The 17,247-nt window shown below is 71.8% G+C and carries 16 protein-coding genes; 7 read left to right on the forward strand and 9 right to left on the reverse strand.

Annotated elements, in window-relative coordinates; translation table 11 throughout:
• The first annotated feature begins 333 nt into the window (after positions 1-333).
• The 3 genes from ABT297_RS40360 (at position 334) to ABT297_RS40370 (ending at position 3,923) form a co-directional block, all read left to right on the forward strand.
• A complete protein-coding gene (locus tag ABT297_RS40360; RefSeq protein ID WP_350558523.1) occupies positions 334-1,743 on the forward strand; it encodes a sigma 54-interacting transcriptional regulator in 1,410 nt (469 codons plus the stop codon).
• 2 nt (positions 1,744-1,745) lie between these two features.
• Positions 1,746-3,698 (forward strand): vWA domain-containing protein, encoded by a 1,953-nt coding sequence (locus tag ABT297_RS40365; protein ID WP_350558526.1) that lies wholly within the window; start codon positions 1,746-1,748, stop codon positions 3,696-3,698.
• A 72-nt stretch (positions 3,699-3,770) separates the two neighbouring features.
• On the forward strand, positions 3,771-3,923 hold the full coding sequence (locus tag ABT297_RS40370; protein WP_350558529.1) for a hypothetical protein: 153 nt from the start codon (positions 3,771-3,773) through the stop codon (positions 3,921-3,923).
• A gap of 54 nt (positions 3,924-3,977) precedes the next feature.
• On the opposite strand, the gene ABT297_RS40375 is transcribed toward ABT297_RS40370, so the two are convergent.
• The 6 genes from ABT297_RS40375 to ABT297_RS40400 are packed head-to-tail and all read right to left on the reverse strand — an operon-like array spanning position 3,978 to position 9,982.
• Positions 3,978-5,051 carry an ABC transporter ATP-binding protein gene (locus tag ABT297_RS40375; protein WP_350558532.1) on the reverse strand — a complete coding sequence of 358 codons (1,074 nt, stop codon included), beginning with the start codon at positions 5,049-5,051 and terminating at the stop codon, positions 3,978-3,980.
• On the reverse strand, positions 5,048-5,905 hold the full coding sequence (locus tag ABT297_RS40380) for an ABC transporter permease (RefSeq protein WP_350558535.1): 858 nt from the start codon (positions 5,903-5,905) through the stop codon (positions 5,048-5,050). Before ABT297_RS40380 ends, ABT297_RS40375 begins: the two co-directional genes overlap by 4 nt.
• Positions 5,902-6,744 carry an ABC transporter permease gene (locus ABT297_RS40385; protein ID WP_350558538.1) on the reverse strand — a complete coding sequence of 281 codons (843 nt, stop codon included), beginning with the start codon at positions 6,742-6,744 and terminating at the stop codon, positions 5,902-5,904. Before ABT297_RS40385 ends, ABT297_RS40380 begins: the two co-directional genes overlap by 4 nt.
• 23 nt (positions 6,745-6,767) lie before the next feature.
• On the reverse strand, positions 6,768-7,928 hold the full coding sequence (locus ABT297_RS40390; protein WP_350558541.1) for an ABC transporter substrate-binding protein: 1,161 nt from the start codon (positions 7,926-7,928) through the stop codon (positions 6,768-6,770).
• A gap of 48 nt (positions 7,929-7,976) precedes the next feature.
• Positions 7,977-8,351, reverse strand: coding sequence for a pyridoxamine 5'-phosphate oxidase family protein (locus ABT297_RS40395; protein ID WP_350558544.1), 375 nt, complete (start codon positions 8,349-8,351; stop codon positions 7,977-7,979).
• A complete protein-coding gene (locus ABT297_RS40400; protein ID WP_350558547.1) occupies positions 8,348-9,982 on the reverse strand; it encodes an ABC-F family ATP-binding cassette domain-containing protein in 1,635 nt (544 codons plus the stop codon). The genes ABT297_RS40395 and ABT297_RS40400 overlap by 4 nt, the downstream gene beginning before the upstream one ends.
• A gap of 116 nt (positions 9,983-10,098) precedes the next feature.
• Here ABT297_RS40400 and ABT297_RS40405 point away from each other — a divergent pair, with 116 nt between their 5' ends.
• Positions 10,099-12,495, forward strand: coding sequence for an MDR family MFS transporter (locus ABT297_RS40405; RefSeq protein ID WP_350558550.1), 2,397 nt, complete (start codon positions 10,099-10,101; stop codon positions 12,493-12,495).
• A 169-nt stretch (positions 12,496-12,664) separates the two neighbouring features.
• Here the strand turns inward: ABT297_RS40405 and ABT297_RS40410 are convergent, their stop codons facing one another.
• Positions 12,665-13,495: an IS110 family transposase gene (locus ABT297_RS40410; RefSeq protein WP_350558553.1), complete on the reverse strand. Its 831-nt coding sequence runs from the start codon at positions 13,493-13,495 to the stop codon at positions 12,665-12,667.
• 1,119 nt (positions 13,496-14,614) lie between these two features.
• On the opposite strand from ABT297_RS40410, the gene ABT297_RS40415 reads away from it, so the two are divergent.
• From ABT297_RS40415 to ABT297_RS40425, 3 genes are all read left to right on the forward strand, one after another.
• Positions 14,615-15,190, forward strand: coding sequence for a MarR family winged helix-turn-helix transcriptional regulator (locus tag ABT297_RS40415; RefSeq protein WP_350558556.1), 576 nt, complete (start codon positions 14,615-14,617; stop codon positions 15,188-15,190).
• A 32-nt stretch (positions 15,191-15,222) separates the two neighbouring features.
• Positions 15,223-15,630: a nuclear transport factor 2 family protein gene (locus tag ABT297_RS40420; protein ID WP_350558559.1), complete on the forward strand. Its 408-nt coding sequence runs from the start codon at positions 15,223-15,225 to the stop codon at positions 15,628-15,630.
• A 109-nt stretch (positions 15,631-15,739) separates the two neighbouring features.
• Positions 15,740-15,982, forward strand: coding sequence for a PspC domain-containing protein (locus ABT297_RS40425; protein WP_350558562.1), 243 nt, complete (start codon positions 15,740-15,742; stop codon positions 15,980-15,982).
• A gap of 17 nt (positions 15,983-15,999) precedes the next feature.
• Here the strand turns inward: ABT297_RS40425 and ABT297_RS40430 are convergent, their stop codons facing one another.
• A complete protein-coding gene (locus ABT297_RS40430; protein WP_350558565.1) occupies positions 16,000-16,635 on the reverse strand; it encodes a nucleotidyl transferase AbiEii/AbiGii toxin family protein in 636 nt (211 codons plus the stop codon).
• A complete protein-coding gene (locus ABT297_RS40435) occupies positions 16,632-16,970 on the reverse strand; it encodes a hypothetical protein (protein ID WP_350558568.1) in 339 nt (112 codons plus the stop codon). The genes ABT297_RS40430 and ABT297_RS40435 overlap by 4 nt, the downstream gene beginning before the upstream one ends.
• Positions 16,971-17,247: the final 277 nt, after the last annotated feature.

Raw genomic sequence — 17,247 nt, forward strand, 5'->3', positions numbered from 1 at the left:
GTGCAGGAGACGCCCGCCGCGCCGGGGCCGCGTCCGCCGGGACGCGGTGACCTCGCTGCCCCGCTCTGGCCGCGCTGGCCCTGCGGATGCTGCGCCGCCCGCCCCGCCCCGCCGTCCGCGCAGCCGGCCGGTGCGGGGCAGGAGACGCCCGCCGCACTGGAGGCCACGTCTGCCGCCCGGGACGCGGTGACCTCGCCGCCCCGCTCTGGCCGTGCGGATGCTGCACCGCCCGCCCGCCCGCCCCGCTGCCCGCGCCAGCCGGCCGGTGCGGCGCAGGAGACGACCGCCGCGCCGGGGCCGCGGGAAGCTGTTGGGTCGCGCTAGGTTCAAACGGTGACTGTGACGCCAGACCAGCCCTTGGACCTGCCCCGCACGGCAGGCGAGCTCCGCGCCGAAGGCCACCGGTTCCGCACCGTCAAGGAGGAGCTGCGCGAGAACCTCATCGCCCGGCTGCGCTCCGGCGAGCCCCGCTTCCCCGGCATCGTCGGCTACGACGACACCGTCCTGCCCGAGCTGGAGCGGGCGATCCTCGCCGGGCACGACCTGGTCCTGCTCGGCGAGCGCGGCCAGGGCAAGACCCGGGTCATCCGCGGCCTGGTCTCGCTGCTGGACGAGTGGACGCCGGTGATCGCCGGTTCCGAGCTCAACGAGCACCCCTTCGAGCCTGTCACGCCCGCGTCGCGGCGTCTCGCGGCCGAGGCCGGCGACGCGCTGCCGGTCGACTGGCTGCACCGGTCGCTGCGCTACGGCGAGAAGCTCGCCACGCCCGACACCAGCGTCGGCGACCTCATCGGCGACGTCGACCCGATCCGGGTCGCGCAGGGCCGCACCCTCGGCGACCCCGAGACCATCCACTTCGGCCTCGTGCCGCGCACCAACCGCGGCATCTTCGCCGTCAACGAGCTGCCCGACCTCGCCGAGCGCATCCAGGTGTCGCTGCTCAACGTGCTGGAGGAGCGCGACATCCAGGTCCGCGGCTACCAGCTGCGGCTGCCGCTGGACATCCTGCTCGTGGCCAGCGCCAACCCCGAGGACTACACCAACCGTGGCCGCATCATCACGCCGCTGAAGGACCGCTTCGGCGCCGAGATCCGCACCCACTACCCGCTGGACCTGGACCTGGAGATGGATCTGGTACGCCAGGAGGCCCGGCTCGTCGCCCAGGTCCCCGACCACGTCGTCGAGGTCCTCGCCCGCTTCACACGCGCGGTGCGCGAGTCGCCCTCGGTCGACGCCCGCTCCGGCGTGTCCGCCCGCTTCGCCATCGCCGCCGCCGAGACCGTCGCCGCGTCCGCGCTGCGCCGGGCCGGCCTGCTCGGCGAGGACCTGCCGGTGGCCCGCATCGGCGACACCGTGTCAGTGACCAGCACGCTGCGCGGCAAGGTCGAGTTCGACAGCGGCGAGGAGGGCCGCGAGATCGAGATCCTCGCGCACCTGCTGCGCACCGCGACCGCGGACACCTTCCGCGGCCGCCTGGCCGGGCTGGACCTGTCCGGGTTCACCGATCTCGTCGCCGAGGGCCAGGTCATCGAGACCGGTGAGCTGACCGGCGCCGACGAGATCCTGCGCCAGGCCGGCACCGTGCCGGGGCTGGCCAAGGTCCTCGACCGCCTCGGCCTCGGCGACGCGCCCGGCCGGGGCGAGGCGGCGGCCGCCGTCGAGTTCGCCCTGGAGGGCCTGCACCTGACCCGGCGGCTGTCCAAGGACCTGACCGACGACGGCCGCACCGTCTACGGAGGCTGATCTTGCGGCACAACCGGTTCCGCTACGGGGCCTGGCGCGGCGGGCCCGACCCGCTCGCCCCGCCCTACGACGTGCGCGCCGCCGTCGACCAGGTCGGCGCGGAGGTGCTCGAGGGTGGCAGCCTGCGCGAGGCGCTGCGCAACCTGCTGCGCCGTGGCCCGCAGGCCGGGCGTGGCCTGGACGACCTGCTCGCCCGGGCCCGCCGGATGCGCCGCGACGCGATGCGCCGCGGCTCCCTCGACGGCGCCGTGACCCGCGCCCAGCAGCTGCTCGACCAGGCCCTGGCCGCCGAGCGCGACGCCCTCGCCCCGCTGGACACCGACGACGCCCGATTCGCCGAGGCCCAGCTCGACGCGCTGCCGCGCTCGACCGCCCGGGCCGTGTCGGAGCTGTCCGAGTACGACTGGACGTCTTCCGAAGCCCGGCAGCTGTACCAGCAGATCCTCGACCAGCTCCGCCAGGAGGTCGTCGAGCAGCGCTTCCAGGGCATGCGGCAGGCCCTGCGCGACCCGCAGTCGCAGGCCGCGGCGCGCGAGATGCTGCAGGACCTCAACGCCCTGCTGGCCAGGCACGCCCGCGGCGAGAACACCGACGACGCGTTCGCCGAGTTCATGAACCGCCACGGCGACTTCTTCCCCGAGAAGCCGGCCAACGTCGACGAGCTCATCGACGCCCTGGCCCGCCGGGCCGCGGCGGGGGAGCGGCTCATGCGCTCCCTGTCGCCGCAGCAGCGCGCCGAGCTGGAGGAGCTCATGGCGCAGTCCCTCGGCGACCTCGCCGGCGAGTTCGCCCAGCTCACCGACAACCTGCGGGCGCTGCGGCCCGACCTCAACTGGGGCCGGGGCGAGCGGGTCCGCGGCGAGCGCGACCTCGGCTACGGCGACGCCGCCGGCGCGCTCGAGGAGATCGGCGACCTCGACGACCTGCTCGACCAGCTCGGCCAGGAGCACCCGGGCGCGACCCTCGACGACGTCGACGTGGAGGCGGTCGAGCGGCAGCTGGGCCGCGCCGCCGCCGACGACGTGCGCCGCCTGCGCGAGCTCGAGCAGCAGCTGCGCCGGCAGGGCTGGGTGACCCGCGGCGCCGACGGGCTCACCCTGAGCCCCAAGGCGCTGCGCCGGCTCGGCGGCACCGCGCTGCGCACCGTGTTCGCCCAGCTGCACGCCGGCCGCCAGGGCCAGCACGACCTGCGCGACGCCGGCGCCGCCGGGGAGCTGACCGGGGCGTCGCGGCGGTGGCGGTACGGCGACGAGCAGGCCATCGACGTCGTGCGCACGATCGGCAACGCCGTGCGCCGCCAGGCCTCGGGCGGCATCACCACGATGCCCATCGGCCTGGACGTCGAGGACTTCGAGATCGCCGAGACCGAGCGGCGGGTGTCGGCCGCCGTCGCGCTCTGCGTCGACCTCTCCTTCTCGATGATGGCCGACGGCCGGTGGGGCCCGATGAAGCAGGCCGCGCTCGCGCTGTCGCACCTGGTCGCGACCCGGTTCCCGCAGGACGCGCTGCAGATCATCGGCTTCGGCCGCTACGCGACGAGGCTGTCGCAGGAGGAGCTTGCGGCGGTCGAGCCCGACATGGTGCAGGGCACCAACCTGCAGCACGCCCTCAAGCTCGCCGCCCGGCACCTGCGCCGCCACCCGGCCGCCGACCCGGTGGTGCTGATCGTGACCGATGGCGAGCCGACCGCGCACCTGCTCGACGACGGCACCTCGCACTTCATGTGGCCGTCGACCAGGGAGACGGTCGCCGCGACCGTGCATGAGGTGGACCACCTGACCCGCTACGGGGCGGTGCTGAACTTCTTCATGCTCGGCGAGGACCCCGGCCTGCGCCGCTTCGTCGACGCGGTCGCCCGCCGGAGCGGCGGCCGGGTCTTCACCCCCGACGCCGGCGACCTGGGCCGGTACGTCGTCTCCGACTACATCCGGGCCCGCCGGAGCCGCCGCGGGTGATCCGTGTTTGCGGCCGCGGGGCGAAGGGGTACCAGATCAACGTAGATCGGTACCCACCTCCCGGGAGCTGAAATGATCATCCTCGGCTTGATCCTGTTCCTGATCGGCCTGTTCCTCCACGTCGGCATCATCGAGACGATCGGAATCGTGTTGCTCATCGTCGGTGCGGTGCTGTGGATCCTCGGCTCGCTGGGCCGCCCGATCGGCCGGCGCCACTATTGGTGACCTCGGCAACACGTGCTTGCCAGGCCGGCGCCCTAGGCGCCGGCCTGGCCTTTTTCAAACGGGTCGTAACGCCGGCGCCGCGGCGTCGGCGGCCGCGACCAGGACCGAGCCCTCGCCGACACCGACGGTGACGGTGTCGCCGGGACGGATCCCGGCCGCCGCCGGGCTGGGCAGGTCGACGAGGGCCTCGTCGCCGTCGCCGAGCCGGACCGACAGGCGGGTCAGCGCGCCGTGGAAGGTCCGGACCACGACCAGCGCGGTGCCGCCGTCCGACGCGGTCAGCGTCATCGCCTCCGGGCGCACCAGCACGACCACGTCGCCCGGGGCGGCGTCGCTGCCCTCGGCCACCCGCCGGTCGGCGCCGAGGACCCGCACCATGCCGTCCGCGCCGAGGACGCCGGGCAGGCGGTTCATCGTGCCGACGAACTCGCCGACGAACGGCGTGGCCGGGCGGTGGTACAGCGTGTCCGGGTCGGCCAGCTGCTCCAGGCTCCCGGCGCGCATGACCCCGACGCGGTCGGCGACGCTGAGCGCCTCGCCCTGATCGTGCGTGACGAACAGGGTGGTGATGCCCAGCCGCTGCTGGATGCGGCGGATCTCGTCGCGCAGCTGCACGCGGACCTGCGCGTCCAGCGCCGACAGGGGCTCGTCCAGCAGCAGCACCCGGGGCTCGATCGCCAGGGCGCGGGCCAGCGCGACGCGCTGCTGCTGGCCGCCGGAGAGCTGGTGCGGGTACCGCCTGCCGGCCTGCCCGAGCCCGACGAGCTCGAGCAGGTCCGCGGCCCGTTTGCGGCGGGCCGCGCCGTCGACGCCGCGCACCCGCAGCCCGAAGGCGACGTTGTCGGCGGCGGTGAGGTTGGGGAACAGGCTGAAAGCCTGGAACACCATGCCCATGTCCCGCTTGTTCGGCGCCAGGCCGGTGATGTCCCGGTCGCCGACCCGGACGGTACCGGCGTCGGCCGTCTCGAACCCGGCCAGGACCCGCAACGCGGTGGTCTTGCCACAGCCGGATGGGCCGAGCAGCGCGACGAGCTCACCCGGCTCGATGACCAGGTCGAGCCCGTCGAGCGCGTGCACCGCCCCGAAGCTGCGGCGGATGCCGAGCATGCGCACACCGAGCGCACTCATCGTTCACTCCGTGAGGTCGGGCGCCGGTCCGCCAGGGACACGACGAGGAGCAGGAGCCAGGTGAACAGCAGGCTGGCGGTGCTGACGGACACGGACAGCTGCCCGTTCGCGCCGGAGATCTTCACCAGCCAGGTCGGGAGGGTCTCGAAGAGCAGGATGCCGGCGATCGTGTACTCGCCCAGCACCAGACCGAGCGTGAGGAACGCCGCGCCGAGCACCGCGCCGCGGAGGTTGGGCAGCAGCACCCGCCACACGACGTCGAACCACGACGAGCCCAGGCCGCGTGCCGCGTCGACCAGCGTCCGCGCGTCGACGGCGCGGATGCCCGCGTCCAGGGAGCGGTACGCGAACGGCGTGGCCAGCACGATGTACACGACGACGAGGATGATCGGCAGCTCGGGGTCCTGCGAGGAGACCAGCGCGTCGCCGAACGGCGTGCCGGCCAGCTGGTCGGGGCCCAGGGCCAGCATGTCGCGGACCCCGGCGACGAGCGCGATCGGCGGGATGACCAGCGGCAGCAGCGACAGGCCCTCCACGAGCGGGCGCAGCCGGGGCAGCCGCAGCGTCACGGCCAGCATCGCGGGCACGGTGACGAGCAGGACGCCGAGGACGCTCAGCACCGCCAGCGACAGCGAGCGGCGCAGCGCGCCGGCGAAGCCCTCGGCCCGGGGGATGCTCGTGTAGTACTCGCCGGTCACGCCGCCGTGGACCTTGTCCTGGACGGTGAACCAGATCGCCGCGGCCAGCGGGACCAGGAAGTAGACGCCCGCCACGATCAGCACGACGATGCTGGTCGCGTTCTTCCGCCGGTGCACGGCGGGTGCCTCGACCGGCCGCGTCAGCACCGCCGTCACCGCAGCCACCTCGCCGTGCGGCGCTCGATCGTCCAGTAGGCGGCCATCACGACCGCGACCAGGACGATCATCTCGATCGCCAGCGCGGCGCCGACGCCGGCGTTGTCGGGCGAGACGTTGCCGGACAGGGCGTTGGCGATCTGGAGCGTGACCAGGGGCACCGTGCCGCCGACCATGGCCTGCGCGGTGGCGAACGCCGACAGCGAGCCGCAGAACAGCAGCAGCGCCCCGGCCGCCACCGGCGGGGCGAGCAGCGGGCCGCCCACATGGCGCCAGTACTGCGCCCGGGTGGCCCCGAGGTTCTGCGCGGCCTCGGACCACTCGGCGCGCACGCCGTCCAGCGCGGGCGCGATGACGATGACCATCAGCGGTACCAGGAAGTAGAGGTAGACGACCGCGAGCCCGCCGAACTGGTACAGGCTGAACGGGGAGTCGCCGAGGTCGAAGCCGGTCCAGTCGCGCAGCAGGCTGGTGACGACGCCGGCGTTGCCGATCGTGGCGATGAACATGAACGCGAGCGGGACGCCGCCGAAGTTGGCCAGCACGCCGGAGGCGGTGAGCACGAGCCGGCGCAGCAGGGCGCCGCCGGACAGCACGGCGCGGGCGACGAGCACCCCCGCCACGGCGCCGAGCACGGCGCAGACGAAGGAGAGCTTGACCGAGCCCCAGAAGGCCGTGCGGTACCCGCTGCTGAACGAGCTCTTGATCGAGTCGCCCTCGAACGCGCCCGCGGCCAGGGCGACCACCGGCAGTACCAGGCCGACGGCCATCACGATGAGGAACGGTGCGACCGCCAGCCAGGGGCCGCACCGCCGGGCACGGTCCGCGAGGGACCGCACCCGAGGCGTCCGCACGGCGGCTGTCACCCGGTCAGCGCCTTGGTCCAGCCGTCGGTGAGGACCTTCTTGGCCGCGTCGACCTGGTCCGGGGAGGGCAGCTGCGCGTCGGTGGTCTCGACCTTCGGCAGGCCGGCGAGCAGCGTGGCGTCGGCCGTGCCGGACGTGGTCATCTTCGGCAGCCGGACCGGCCGGGCCGCACCCTTCAGCCACAGGTTCTGGCCCTCGTCGGAGAACAGGAACTCCTGCCACAGCCGCGCGGCGGCCGGGTGCGGGGCGGTCTTGCTGATCGCCTGGCAGTAGAAGTTGCCGTAGACGCCGTCGCTGGGTACCGCGACCTTCCAGTCGATGCCCTTGGCGGCCAGCTCCTTGGTGTAGCCGGCGTTGAGGTAGTCCCAGTCGACCGAGATCGGGGTCTCGCCCTTCTCGATGGTGGCCGGGGTCGACTCGACCGGGATGTAGTTGCCGGACTTCTTCAGCGCGGCGAAGTAGTCGATCCCGGGCTGGATGTTGGTGAAGCCGCCGCCGCTGGCCAGGGCCGCGGCGAACACGCCGGCGAACGCCGCGCCGGCCTTGGTGGGGTCGCCGTTGAGCGCGACCTTGCCCTTGTACTCCGGCTTCTTGAGGTCGGCGAACGTCTGGGGGCAGACCGCGATCTTCTTGGCGTCGCAGCCGATGGAGATGTAGCCGCCGTAGTCGTGGTACCAGGCGCCGGAGGCATCCTTCTGGTTGTCCGGGATGTCGGCCCAGGTCAGCACCTTGTACGGCGCGAACAGGCCCTCCTTCGCGCCGGACAGGGCGAACGCGCCGCCGAGGTCGAGCACGTCGGGGGCGCGGTCCTGGCCCTTGAGCGACTTGACGGCGTTGATCTCGTCCTGGCTCGAGCCGTCGGGGTTGTCGCTGTTGACCTTGATGCCGTACTTCTGGCTGAAGGTGTCGATGATCTCGCCGTAGTTGGCCCAGTCGCGCGGCAGCGCGATCACGTTGAGCTGGCCCTCGGCCTTCGCCGCGGCGATCAGCGCGTCGAGCCCGCCGAGGTCCTGCGCGGACGTGGCGGAGGCGGCACCGCCGCTGTTGTTCTGGGCGTCCGCGGCCTTCTTCGACGACCCGCAGCCGGCCACAGCGGCCACCACGGCCACCGACAAGACCACCGCGACGGTCCCGCGTCGCACAATGTTTCGCGTCATGCGCGACAGCGTCGGGTCAGGTGCTTGCCGGGTACTGAACATCGCGTGTCAGCCCGGCCGATAGGTGCCCAACACCCTCGACACGGTGACCATGATCACGACGCGGTCGGGATTGCTCCGCGGCGGCTTGTACCGCGCCGCATAGCGTCGCTCGGCATCGGCGACGACCTGCGGATCTCTGGCGATCACGGCCTCGCCCTCGAGGGTGCTCCAGCGCCTGCCGTCGATCTGACAGATGGCGATCCTGCCGTCGTGCTCGACATTGCGGACCTTCTGCGATCTGCCGGACGTGATGATCCGTGCCGTGTTCGTCGCCGGATCGTAGGTGGCGCCGACCGGGACGCTGTGCGGGGTGCCGTCGCGGCGGATCGTGGTGACCGTGCACAGGTGCCGCTCGGCCCAGAACTCGGCCAGATCACTCATGCCGTCACCTTGCCCGCCTCGACGTGCACCCGCCGGTCGGTGCGCACCGCCTCCAGCATCCGCCGGTCGTGCGTGACCAGCAGCAGCGTGCCCGGGTAGCTCTCCAGCGCCGACTCGAGCTGCTCGATCGCCGGCAGGTCGAGGTGGTTGGTCGGCTCGTCCAGGACCAGGCAGTTCACGCCCTTGCCCTGCAGCAGCGCCAGCGCCGCGCGGGTGCGCTCGCCGGGCGACAGGCTCGACGCCGGGCGCACCACGTGCCCGGCCTTCAGCCCGAACTTCGCCAGCAGGGTCCGCACGTCGGCGGGATTCTGCTCCGGTACCGCGAGCTGGAACGCGTCCAGCAGCGACTCGGTGCCCTCGAACATCCGGCGGGCCTGGTCGACCTCGCCGACCACGACACCCGGGCCGAGGTAGGCCCGGCCCTCGTCGAGCGGCAGCCGCCCGAGCAACGCGCCGAGCAGCGTCGTCTTGCCCGACCCGTTGGCGCCGGTGATCGCGATCCGGTCGGCCCAGTCGACCTGCAGATCGACCGGGCCCAGCGTGAAGGTTCCGCGGCGAACCACCGCGCCGTGCAGGGTGGCCACGACGGCACCGGCCCGGGGCGCCGCGGCGATCTCCATCCGCAGCTGCCACTCCTTGCGCGGCTCCTCGACCACCTCGAGCCGCTCGATGAGCCGGTCGGTCTGGCGGGCCTTCGCCGCCTGCTTCTCCGTCGACTCGATCTTCTTCGACTTGCCCATCTTGTTGTTGTCGGACTGCTTGCGGCGCGCGTTCTTGACGCCCTTCTCCATCCAGGCGCGCTGCATGCGGGCGCGCGCCTCGAGGTCGGAGCGCGTCTCGGCGTACTCGTCGTAGCGCTCCCGCGCGTGCCGCCGGGCCGTGGCGCGCTCCTGCAGGTAGGCCTCGTAGCCGCCGCCGTAGAAGTTGACCTGCTGCTGGTGCAGGTCGAGCTCGAGGACGGCGGTGGTGCTGCGGGCCAGGAACTCCCGGTCGTGGCTCACCACGATGACGGCCTTGTTCTTCTGACCGTTGACGAAGCCCTCGATCCTGTCCAGGCCGTCCAGGTCCAGGTCGTTGGTCGGTTCGTCCAGCAGGACGATGTCGTACCGCGACAGCAGCAGGCTCGCGAGCCCGGCGCGCGCGGCCTGGCCGCCGGACAGCGCCGTCATCTCCAGGTCGAGGTCCACGGCCAGGCCCAGATCGGCGGCGACCTCGCCGGCCCGCTCGTCCAGGTCGGCGCCGCCCAGGGCGAGCCAGCGCTCCAGGGCCGCGCTGTACTCCTCGGCGGCCGCGTCACCCCCGGTGAGCGCCTCGGCCGCCGCGTCCAGGCGGGCCTGGGCCTCGGCCACGCCGGTGCGGCGGGCCAGGAACGCGCGCAGCGTCTCGCCCGGGCTGCGGTCCGGCTCCTGCGGCAGGTACCCGATCGTCGCCGTCGGCGGATTGAGCTGCACCGCGCCCTGCTCCACGGGCAGCAGCCCGGCGAGGGTGCGCAGCAGCGTCGACTTGCCGGCCCCGTTCACCCCCACCAGGCCGACCACGTCACCGGGCGCCACGACCAGGTCCAGGCCGGTGAACAGCGCCTTGTCCCCGTGTCCGGCGGCGAGATCCTTGACCACCAGTGTTGCTGCCACGCGTTCGTTCCTCCGATTTCTGTCGTACCCCCCGACTAGTGTCACCGATCGAGGAGTAGCGTGAATTCTGAAACGGGATCGGATCGAAACGGCATGCTCTCATCGGGAGAAACGCCTTGAGCACACCACCACCAGCGGCGGCTGCGCGGGCCGCGACCGGGGACACCACGCTGACGCACCGGCAGATCGTCACCATCCTGACCGGCCTCATGATGGCGATGTTCCTCGCCGCGCTGGACCAGACCATCGTGTCGACCGCCATGCGCACCATCGCCGACGATCTCGGCGGCTTCTCGCTGCAGGCGTGGGCCACCACCGCCTTCCTGATCACCTCGACGATCTCCACCCCGCTGTATGGCAAGCTGTCGGACATCTACGGGCGCAAGCCGTTCATCCTGTTCTCGATCGGCATCTTCATCGTCGGCTCGGTGCTCTGCGGCCTGTCCGGTTCGATCTATGAGCTCGCCGCCTTCCGGGCCGTCCAGGGCATCGGCGCCGGCGGCTTGTTCTCCCTCGCTTTCGCCATCATCGGCGACGTGGTGCCGCCCCGGGAGCGGGCCAAGTATCAGGGATACTTCCTGGCCGTGTTCGGCACCTCCAGCGTCCTCGGCCCGGTCCTGGGCGGCTTCTTCGCCGGATCCAGCACGATCCTGGGCATCACCGGCTGGCGCTGGATCTTCTACATCAACGTGCCGATCGCCCTGGCCGCGTTCCTCGTCGTCATGCGGGTGCTGCACATCCCGCACCGCCGCCAGGACCACCGCATCGACTGGCCCGGCGCGCTCGCCCTCATCGTGACCCTGGTGCCGCTGCTCACCGTCGCCGAGCAGGGCCGCGAGTGGGGCTGGGGCTCCGGCCGCTCCCTGTTGTGCTACGGCATCGGCGCGGCCGGCCTGGTGCTGTTCCTCATCGCCGAGACCGTCTACAAGGACGAGGCCCTGCTGCCGATCCGGCTCTTCGGCAGCCGGACGTTCTCGGTCGCCTCCGTCAGCAGCTTCATCCTGGGCATGGCGATGTTCGGCGGCCTGCTGACGCTGCCGCTGTACCTGCAGATCGTCAAGGGCGCGACGCCGACCGAGGCCGGTCTCATGCTGCTGCCGCTCGTGCTGGGCATCATGACCGGCTCGATCATCTCCGGCCAGGTCATCGCCCGCACCGGCCGCTACCGGATCTTCCCGATCGTCGGCTCGGTCCTCATGCTCGCCGCCCTGGTGCTGTTCGCGCGCATCACCGCCGACACCCCGTTGTGGCGCACGATGCTGATCATGGTGGTCATGGGCCTCGGCCTGGGCGGCAACATGCAGCCGGTGATCACCGCCGTGCAGAACGCCGCCAATCCGCGCGAGATCGGCGTGGCCACCTCGGCGGTGACCTTCTTCCGGTCGATGGGTGGCACGCTCGGCGCCGCCGTCTTCCTGTCGGTCCTGTTCAGCATCCTGCCCGACAAGATCAAGAATGCCTTCACCGCGGCCCAGTCCACCGAGGCCTTCCAGGCCGCGGCGAGGGCCCACCCCGATCAGCTGGAGGGCATCCGCCAGACCGCGACGTCCGGCACCTCCAACTCCCTCAACAACACGTCGTTCCTGGAGAAGCTCGACGCCACCCTGTCCCACCCGTTCAAGGCCGGCTTCTCCGACTCGATGAGCGTCGTGTTCATGGTGGCCGCCGGCATCATGGCCATCGGCTTCCTGGTCATCCTGTTCCTGCCCGAGATCCCGCTCGTCTCGATGTCCGCCGCCCAGGCCCGCGCCGCCGAGGACGCCGCCTCAGCCGCCGCTCCGCCGGCGTCTGGTGCCGCCGCCGGGGCGGACGCCGTGACCGCCGCCTCGCCGAGCGGTGCCCCGCCGACGCCCCTGGAAGCGAACGCGCCCACATCGTCACCGAACGGCGGCGCATCGGGGAGCGGTGCTTCGGCGGCGACCGCGGAAGTGGACTCGTCCGCGTCGTCCGGTGTATCGCCGAGCGGTGCCTTGGCGGCGCCCCTGGAAGTGGACGCGTCCGCGTCGTCCGGCGTATTGCCGAGCGGCGGCGTATCGCCTCACGGTGCTTCGGCGGCGGCTCCGGAAGTGGACGGGTCCGTGTCGTCCCGCTCGCCGAGCGGTGGCGCATCGGGGAGCGGTGCCGTGGCGGCGGCCGCGGAAGTGGACGGGTCCGTGTCGTCCCGCTCGCCGAGCGGTGGCGCATCGGGGAGCGGTGCCTTGGCGGCGGCCGCGGAAGTGGACGCGTCCGTGTCGTCCCGCTCGCCGAGCGGTGGCGCATCGGGGAGCGGTGCCTTGGCGGCGCCCCTGGAAGTGGACGCGTCCGCGTCGTCCGGCGCATCGCCGAGCGGCGGCGACCCGTCATCGACACTGACGTCGACGGCACTGGCCTCGGCCGGCGGTGCCCATGAGGCCGAGGGCATCGCGGAGCCGAGCGGCAACGGCCACCGCCCGGCCCACGCCGCGCCGGCCGGCGCCCACGAGGCGGAGGGCGAGGCCCCAGCCACGGACGTCCCACCACGCCACTCCCGCTGACGCCCATCGTCCACGTCCCGCACCCGCCATCGATGCGCCAGCCCCGCCCCCTCCCAACTCCGGGCGCCGCGGCGTGTCATCCGGGCCGACGCTTGATTGGGCCCGGCGACGTGTCTGGCGTCGCTGCGCCGGGCTTGGGGGCTGTCCCGGCTCTGGGCGTCGCGGCGTGTCATCCGGGCTGATGCTCGGTTCGGGCCTGGCGTTGTTGTGTCGGGTCTGGGCGTCGCGGCGTGATCCGGGCTGATGCTCGCTTGGGCCCGGCGTCGTGCCTGGCGTCGTTGCGCCGGGTCTGAGCCGTTCCCGGTTGCGGATACTGCGCCGCGTCGGCCCGGGTGACGCACGAGGGTGCGCAGCAGGGCTTGGTGTCGCCGCACTCGCCGCCGGCCTGGCCTGGCAGACCGACGCCGGCACGACGCGCCGCCTGCGCCATCCGCTGCGCACTGAGGTGTTGCAATGTGCTGCCGGTGGAGGCGATGAGCTCGGTCGGTTGCTGGTTGGTGGTCTTGATCTTCTTGTCGATGACCGCGACCTCGGTGATCAGTTCCGAGGCCAGCTGCCGGCGGGTGCGTCCGACGATGTCGCGGGGGCGCGCGGTGTTGAGCAGGGCCCATACCTGCGGCGCGGACAGGAACTGTTTCGCCCCGCCGGGCACGAGATCGAGCAGCCGCTGGTGCAGCCGGCTCAGCGCCTCGGTCCGTGCCCGACCCAACTCGTCGCGGCGGTCGACGAGCAGCTTCAACGCGACGTTGACGTCGTCGACCACGACCTGCCGCAGCCCGTTCGCCCGCAACGCGGCCACGCCGATGCAGTGCGCGTCGGCCGGGTCTGTCTTGCGGCCCTGCGCGGTATCGAACAGCCGGGCCCGGGCGGACAGCTTCGCCGGCACGTCCAGGACGGTTTCGCCGTCAGCGACCAGCCGCTGGGCGATCTGCTGCTGGCCACGCTTGAGCATCGCGGTGTAGCCGTCGCGGTCGGTGCCGAACCGGCCCTGCGCCAGCACCTGCTCCCGCTGGTTGACGATCTCGATGGTCGCGGATTCGAGCTGGGCACACCCTTTTGAGCCTCTCCACGCCGCGGTGACCGGCAGGACGCACGCCAGATGAGAGCGCCACCCCGCCGATCACCTCGACCCGGCCTGGCCGCGCTGCGGTCGTAGCACCAGTAGATAAGTAGCAGATGTACGCGTTTCATCGGCCATCGCCATTGTCGAGACATTCGGGAATCGGCAGTGGCGGTCCACAAGTACAGCGGTTGCTAGTTCCCGCCTTGCGGAGCATTCGGCGGAAATTCCGCTCGGCCGTGCGCGGCATTGTCGAAAGACGGCCGTGATGCACCGGTGGTCGTGTATTTCCGCCAATCATTCGATGCGTTGTCAGGTCGGCGGTCCGGCGCAGCTGTGGTGTGGCTGCGCGACGACGCTTCGTGACAGGACCGGTCCGTGCGGCGCCGTCCACGTGGCGGGGTGCGGGATCGCAGTCGTTTGCGGTGGTGCCGCTCACGGGATGTTGTACCTGTTCAGGCGGTGTGACCGGCGGTGGCGGCGAGGGCGGCACCGGTCCGTCCCGCTGGTCGCTGATCGCCGGCGGGGTGTCGCCGCGGAGACGGCGGAGCTTCTCGGCGTGACGTCTGGCGAGGCCCCAGTCTCGATGCCGTGCGTGCTCCCGGCGGAACTGCTCCTTCGCCGGAGAATAACGACGTGACCTGGTCCGGTCACGCATGGCAGCCAACTCCGCCCTTGAAAACAATCCCAGCTGCCCCATAGATGCAATTATCCCAGAACCCGACCGAAACCACCGCCCCGAACGGCAGTCCATAATGTCAGATGGTGCAGTACCGGTAGGCCGCTGGCGAGGTGCCTGCGATCAGGTCCTTTCCAGTGGCCCCCCGGCCCGAACCCGCCGTTGCCCGCTTTCCGGGCAACGCTCTCCAGTGACCAACTCAGTCTGGGCCGGACCCGTTCAGGCCGTCCACCTTCCCTCACTGTGCGTCCGGCCTCCCACCTAGTTTCCTAGGACGCCAAAGGGGAAGTGGTGCTTGCTGTGCCCGCGGGGGCCCGGCGTCGACCCGGGTCGACAGTTTAGGGAAGTACGTATTAAAGTAGTCCTTCACTATGAAGAACGTGTCTAACTCGGGAGAGGGCCGCCTGGAGCGCGACCCTGACGGCGGCCTCTTCGATCCCCAGGTCAGGGCCGCTATGGCCCTGTTCGCCCTCGGGGGCGACACGCTTGCCCTCGAAGCCTCAGCCGCTGTACGTGCCGCCTCGCATGCGGTCGAACGGATGCGTGCTCGCGGGGCCGGCAGCCGTGGCCTGAGCGCCGGGGCGCTTGACGTCCTGATTCGGCTCAGCGCTGTGCCCGACGACGGGATCAGCATCGGTGACCTCGCCCAGGCGGCCGGCGTGAGTTCCCGTAACGTCACCGGGCTGGTCGACACCCTCGAACGCGACGGGCTGGCCCAGCGGATTCCCGATCGGCGCGACCGGCGGTCCGTTCTGGCCCAGATCACACCCGCGGGGCGAGTGTGGATGGACTCCTTCCGGCTGCCCACCCAGGCTGCCATGTCCGCGATCTTCCAGGGTTTTACGCCCGCCGAGCTGACCCAGCTACGGCACCTCTGCTTGCGCCTGGTCGACAACCAGGCTCACATCGAACGGCACCTGAACCGGGCCGACGGCGGGAACGACGTCCAGCCGTGAATGGGAACAACCGACAGGAGAAACTGGATCCGATGACAGTGAACATCCAGACTCGGCAGACCGTTCGGGCCTATCACGACGCGAGGTTCCTCGGTGACGTACCGGCCGCCGTCGCGCACCTCGCCGACCAGTTCACGTTCCAGAGCCCCCTCATGAGCTCCGACGAGGCCGTCGGCCACCTGGCCGGACTGCCCGGATTCCTCGAAGTGGTCACCGGCGTCGACATGCTCAGCGAACTGTACGGCGAAACTGAGGCGACTCTCGTGTACGACGTACACACCGCCACGCCGGTCGGCACGCAACGCACCGCCGAGCACTTCCAGCTTCGCGACGGCCGGATCACTTCGATCACGTTGATCTTCGACGCGACGTTGTGGCGGCTGATGACGACGACGGGCGGGGCGCCGTTCACCGGCGCCGCGGCCACCCAGGAGCCCTAACCCGCATTCCGGCAGCACCCGTGCGGGGCGTGTCCGGGGTGAGGACTCAGGGGAGGGTCAGGGCGTTACCCGAGGTCGCCGGGGCGGTTCGGCGGGCAACCTTGCTGTCATGACCGACATCAAGCGGCTCCGTCGCTCGCAAACCGACCGGACCGTCGCCGGCGTACTCGGCGGCATCGCCGAGTACCTCGGCGTCGACCCCACCATGGTCCGCGCCCTTTACCTGCTGTCCATCCTGCTGACCGGGGGTGTCGCGGTCCTCGCGTACCCGATGCTGTGGATCGTCATGCCCGAGGCGCCGCCGGGGCCGGTGAGCCCCGCGCCCAACGATCACCTGACCTATGGCGCGTGAATGGCCCGGCCCGGGAATCAGCGTGGCCAGCCGCGCAGGCGATGGCGCAGATCGGCGATCCGCTCCTCGTCGAGGCCGTAGAAGGTGAACCGGCCGTCGTCGAGGCGGTCGAGGTAGCGCCCGGCGGCCACGACGTCGTCGTCCTCCAGCGCCGGGTCCTGGCGGCGGGCCAGGTCGAGCAGCTGGGCGACCGTGTACCGGTCCAGCGCGGCGGCGACGTCGATGTAGTCGCGTACCTCCCGGCGATTGACCAGCGCCGCGACCTTCGTGGCGATCAGGTCGTCCAGGTGCATGACGGGGCCGACGTCCATCATCACGGGGCTCCGGCTGCGGTCCAGTCGGGAGAGGGTCAGGCGTACCGTGCGATCACCATCACCCACGGTGAACTCCCGCTGGTCGAAGCCGGCGAACAGCTCGAGGAGGTCGTCGGCCTTCTCCTCGTGCACCGTGTACCCGGCCTCGCGCAGCGCCGCGCACACCGCGTCGGCGGCCGCGCCAGCGGCGCCGTCGGTGTCGGTGAACAGGTCGACGTCCTCGGTGGGGCGCTCGACGAGGCCGTTCATCAGCCAGGCGAAACCACCGCCCAGCACGAATCCGTGACGCTCCGCGACGGCGAGCGCGACGCGGGCGACGTCGGTGTAGAAGGGAATCACCGGCTGCGCAGCGCGGCGTGCCGGGCCTCCCACGCGCGGCGCACGCCGTGCGGCAGGTTGAGCTCGGGCCACACCTGCACCAGGAGCCGCTTGTTGAGGAAGCGGCGCAGCTCGTCGTGGCGGATCGCCTCGCGCAGCACGTTTTCGTACATCCACAGCAGCAGGTCGTGGTTGTCGAGGTCGAACCGGCGCTGTGGGTTCCACATGAGCCGCTGCGGCAGCTCGACGACGCCGTGGACCGGCCCGCGCAGCTCGTCGAGCGTCCGCGCGACGAGGGCAGCACGGTGCGGACGGGCCAGGTAGGCCACCGGTCCGCGCGCCGACTCGTCCTGCATGGCCCGAAGTGTACCCGGGCGCCGCTTTACCGGGGCCGCTACCGACGCGGCGTCGGGCGGACTCGGACGGCCTTCCCGCGCGGCGTCGCCCTGGATCTCCGCGGCGGCGACGTCCCCGCCGCCGTCCTCGACGAGCCTCTCACCTCGCCCGCGGGCATCCCGCCGTGACCACAGCGGCGCAGGAACGCCGGCGTGGACAATTCCGCCGACCCGCCGACCCGCCGACCCGCCGACCCGCCGACCCGCCGACCCGCCGACCCGCCGACCCGCCGACCCG

Origin of the sequence: Dactylosporangium sp. NPDC000555, from assembly GCF_040300025.1 — a bacterium.
Lineage (GTDB): Bacteria > Actinomycetota > Actinomycetes > Mycobacteriales > Micromonosporaceae > Dactylosporangium.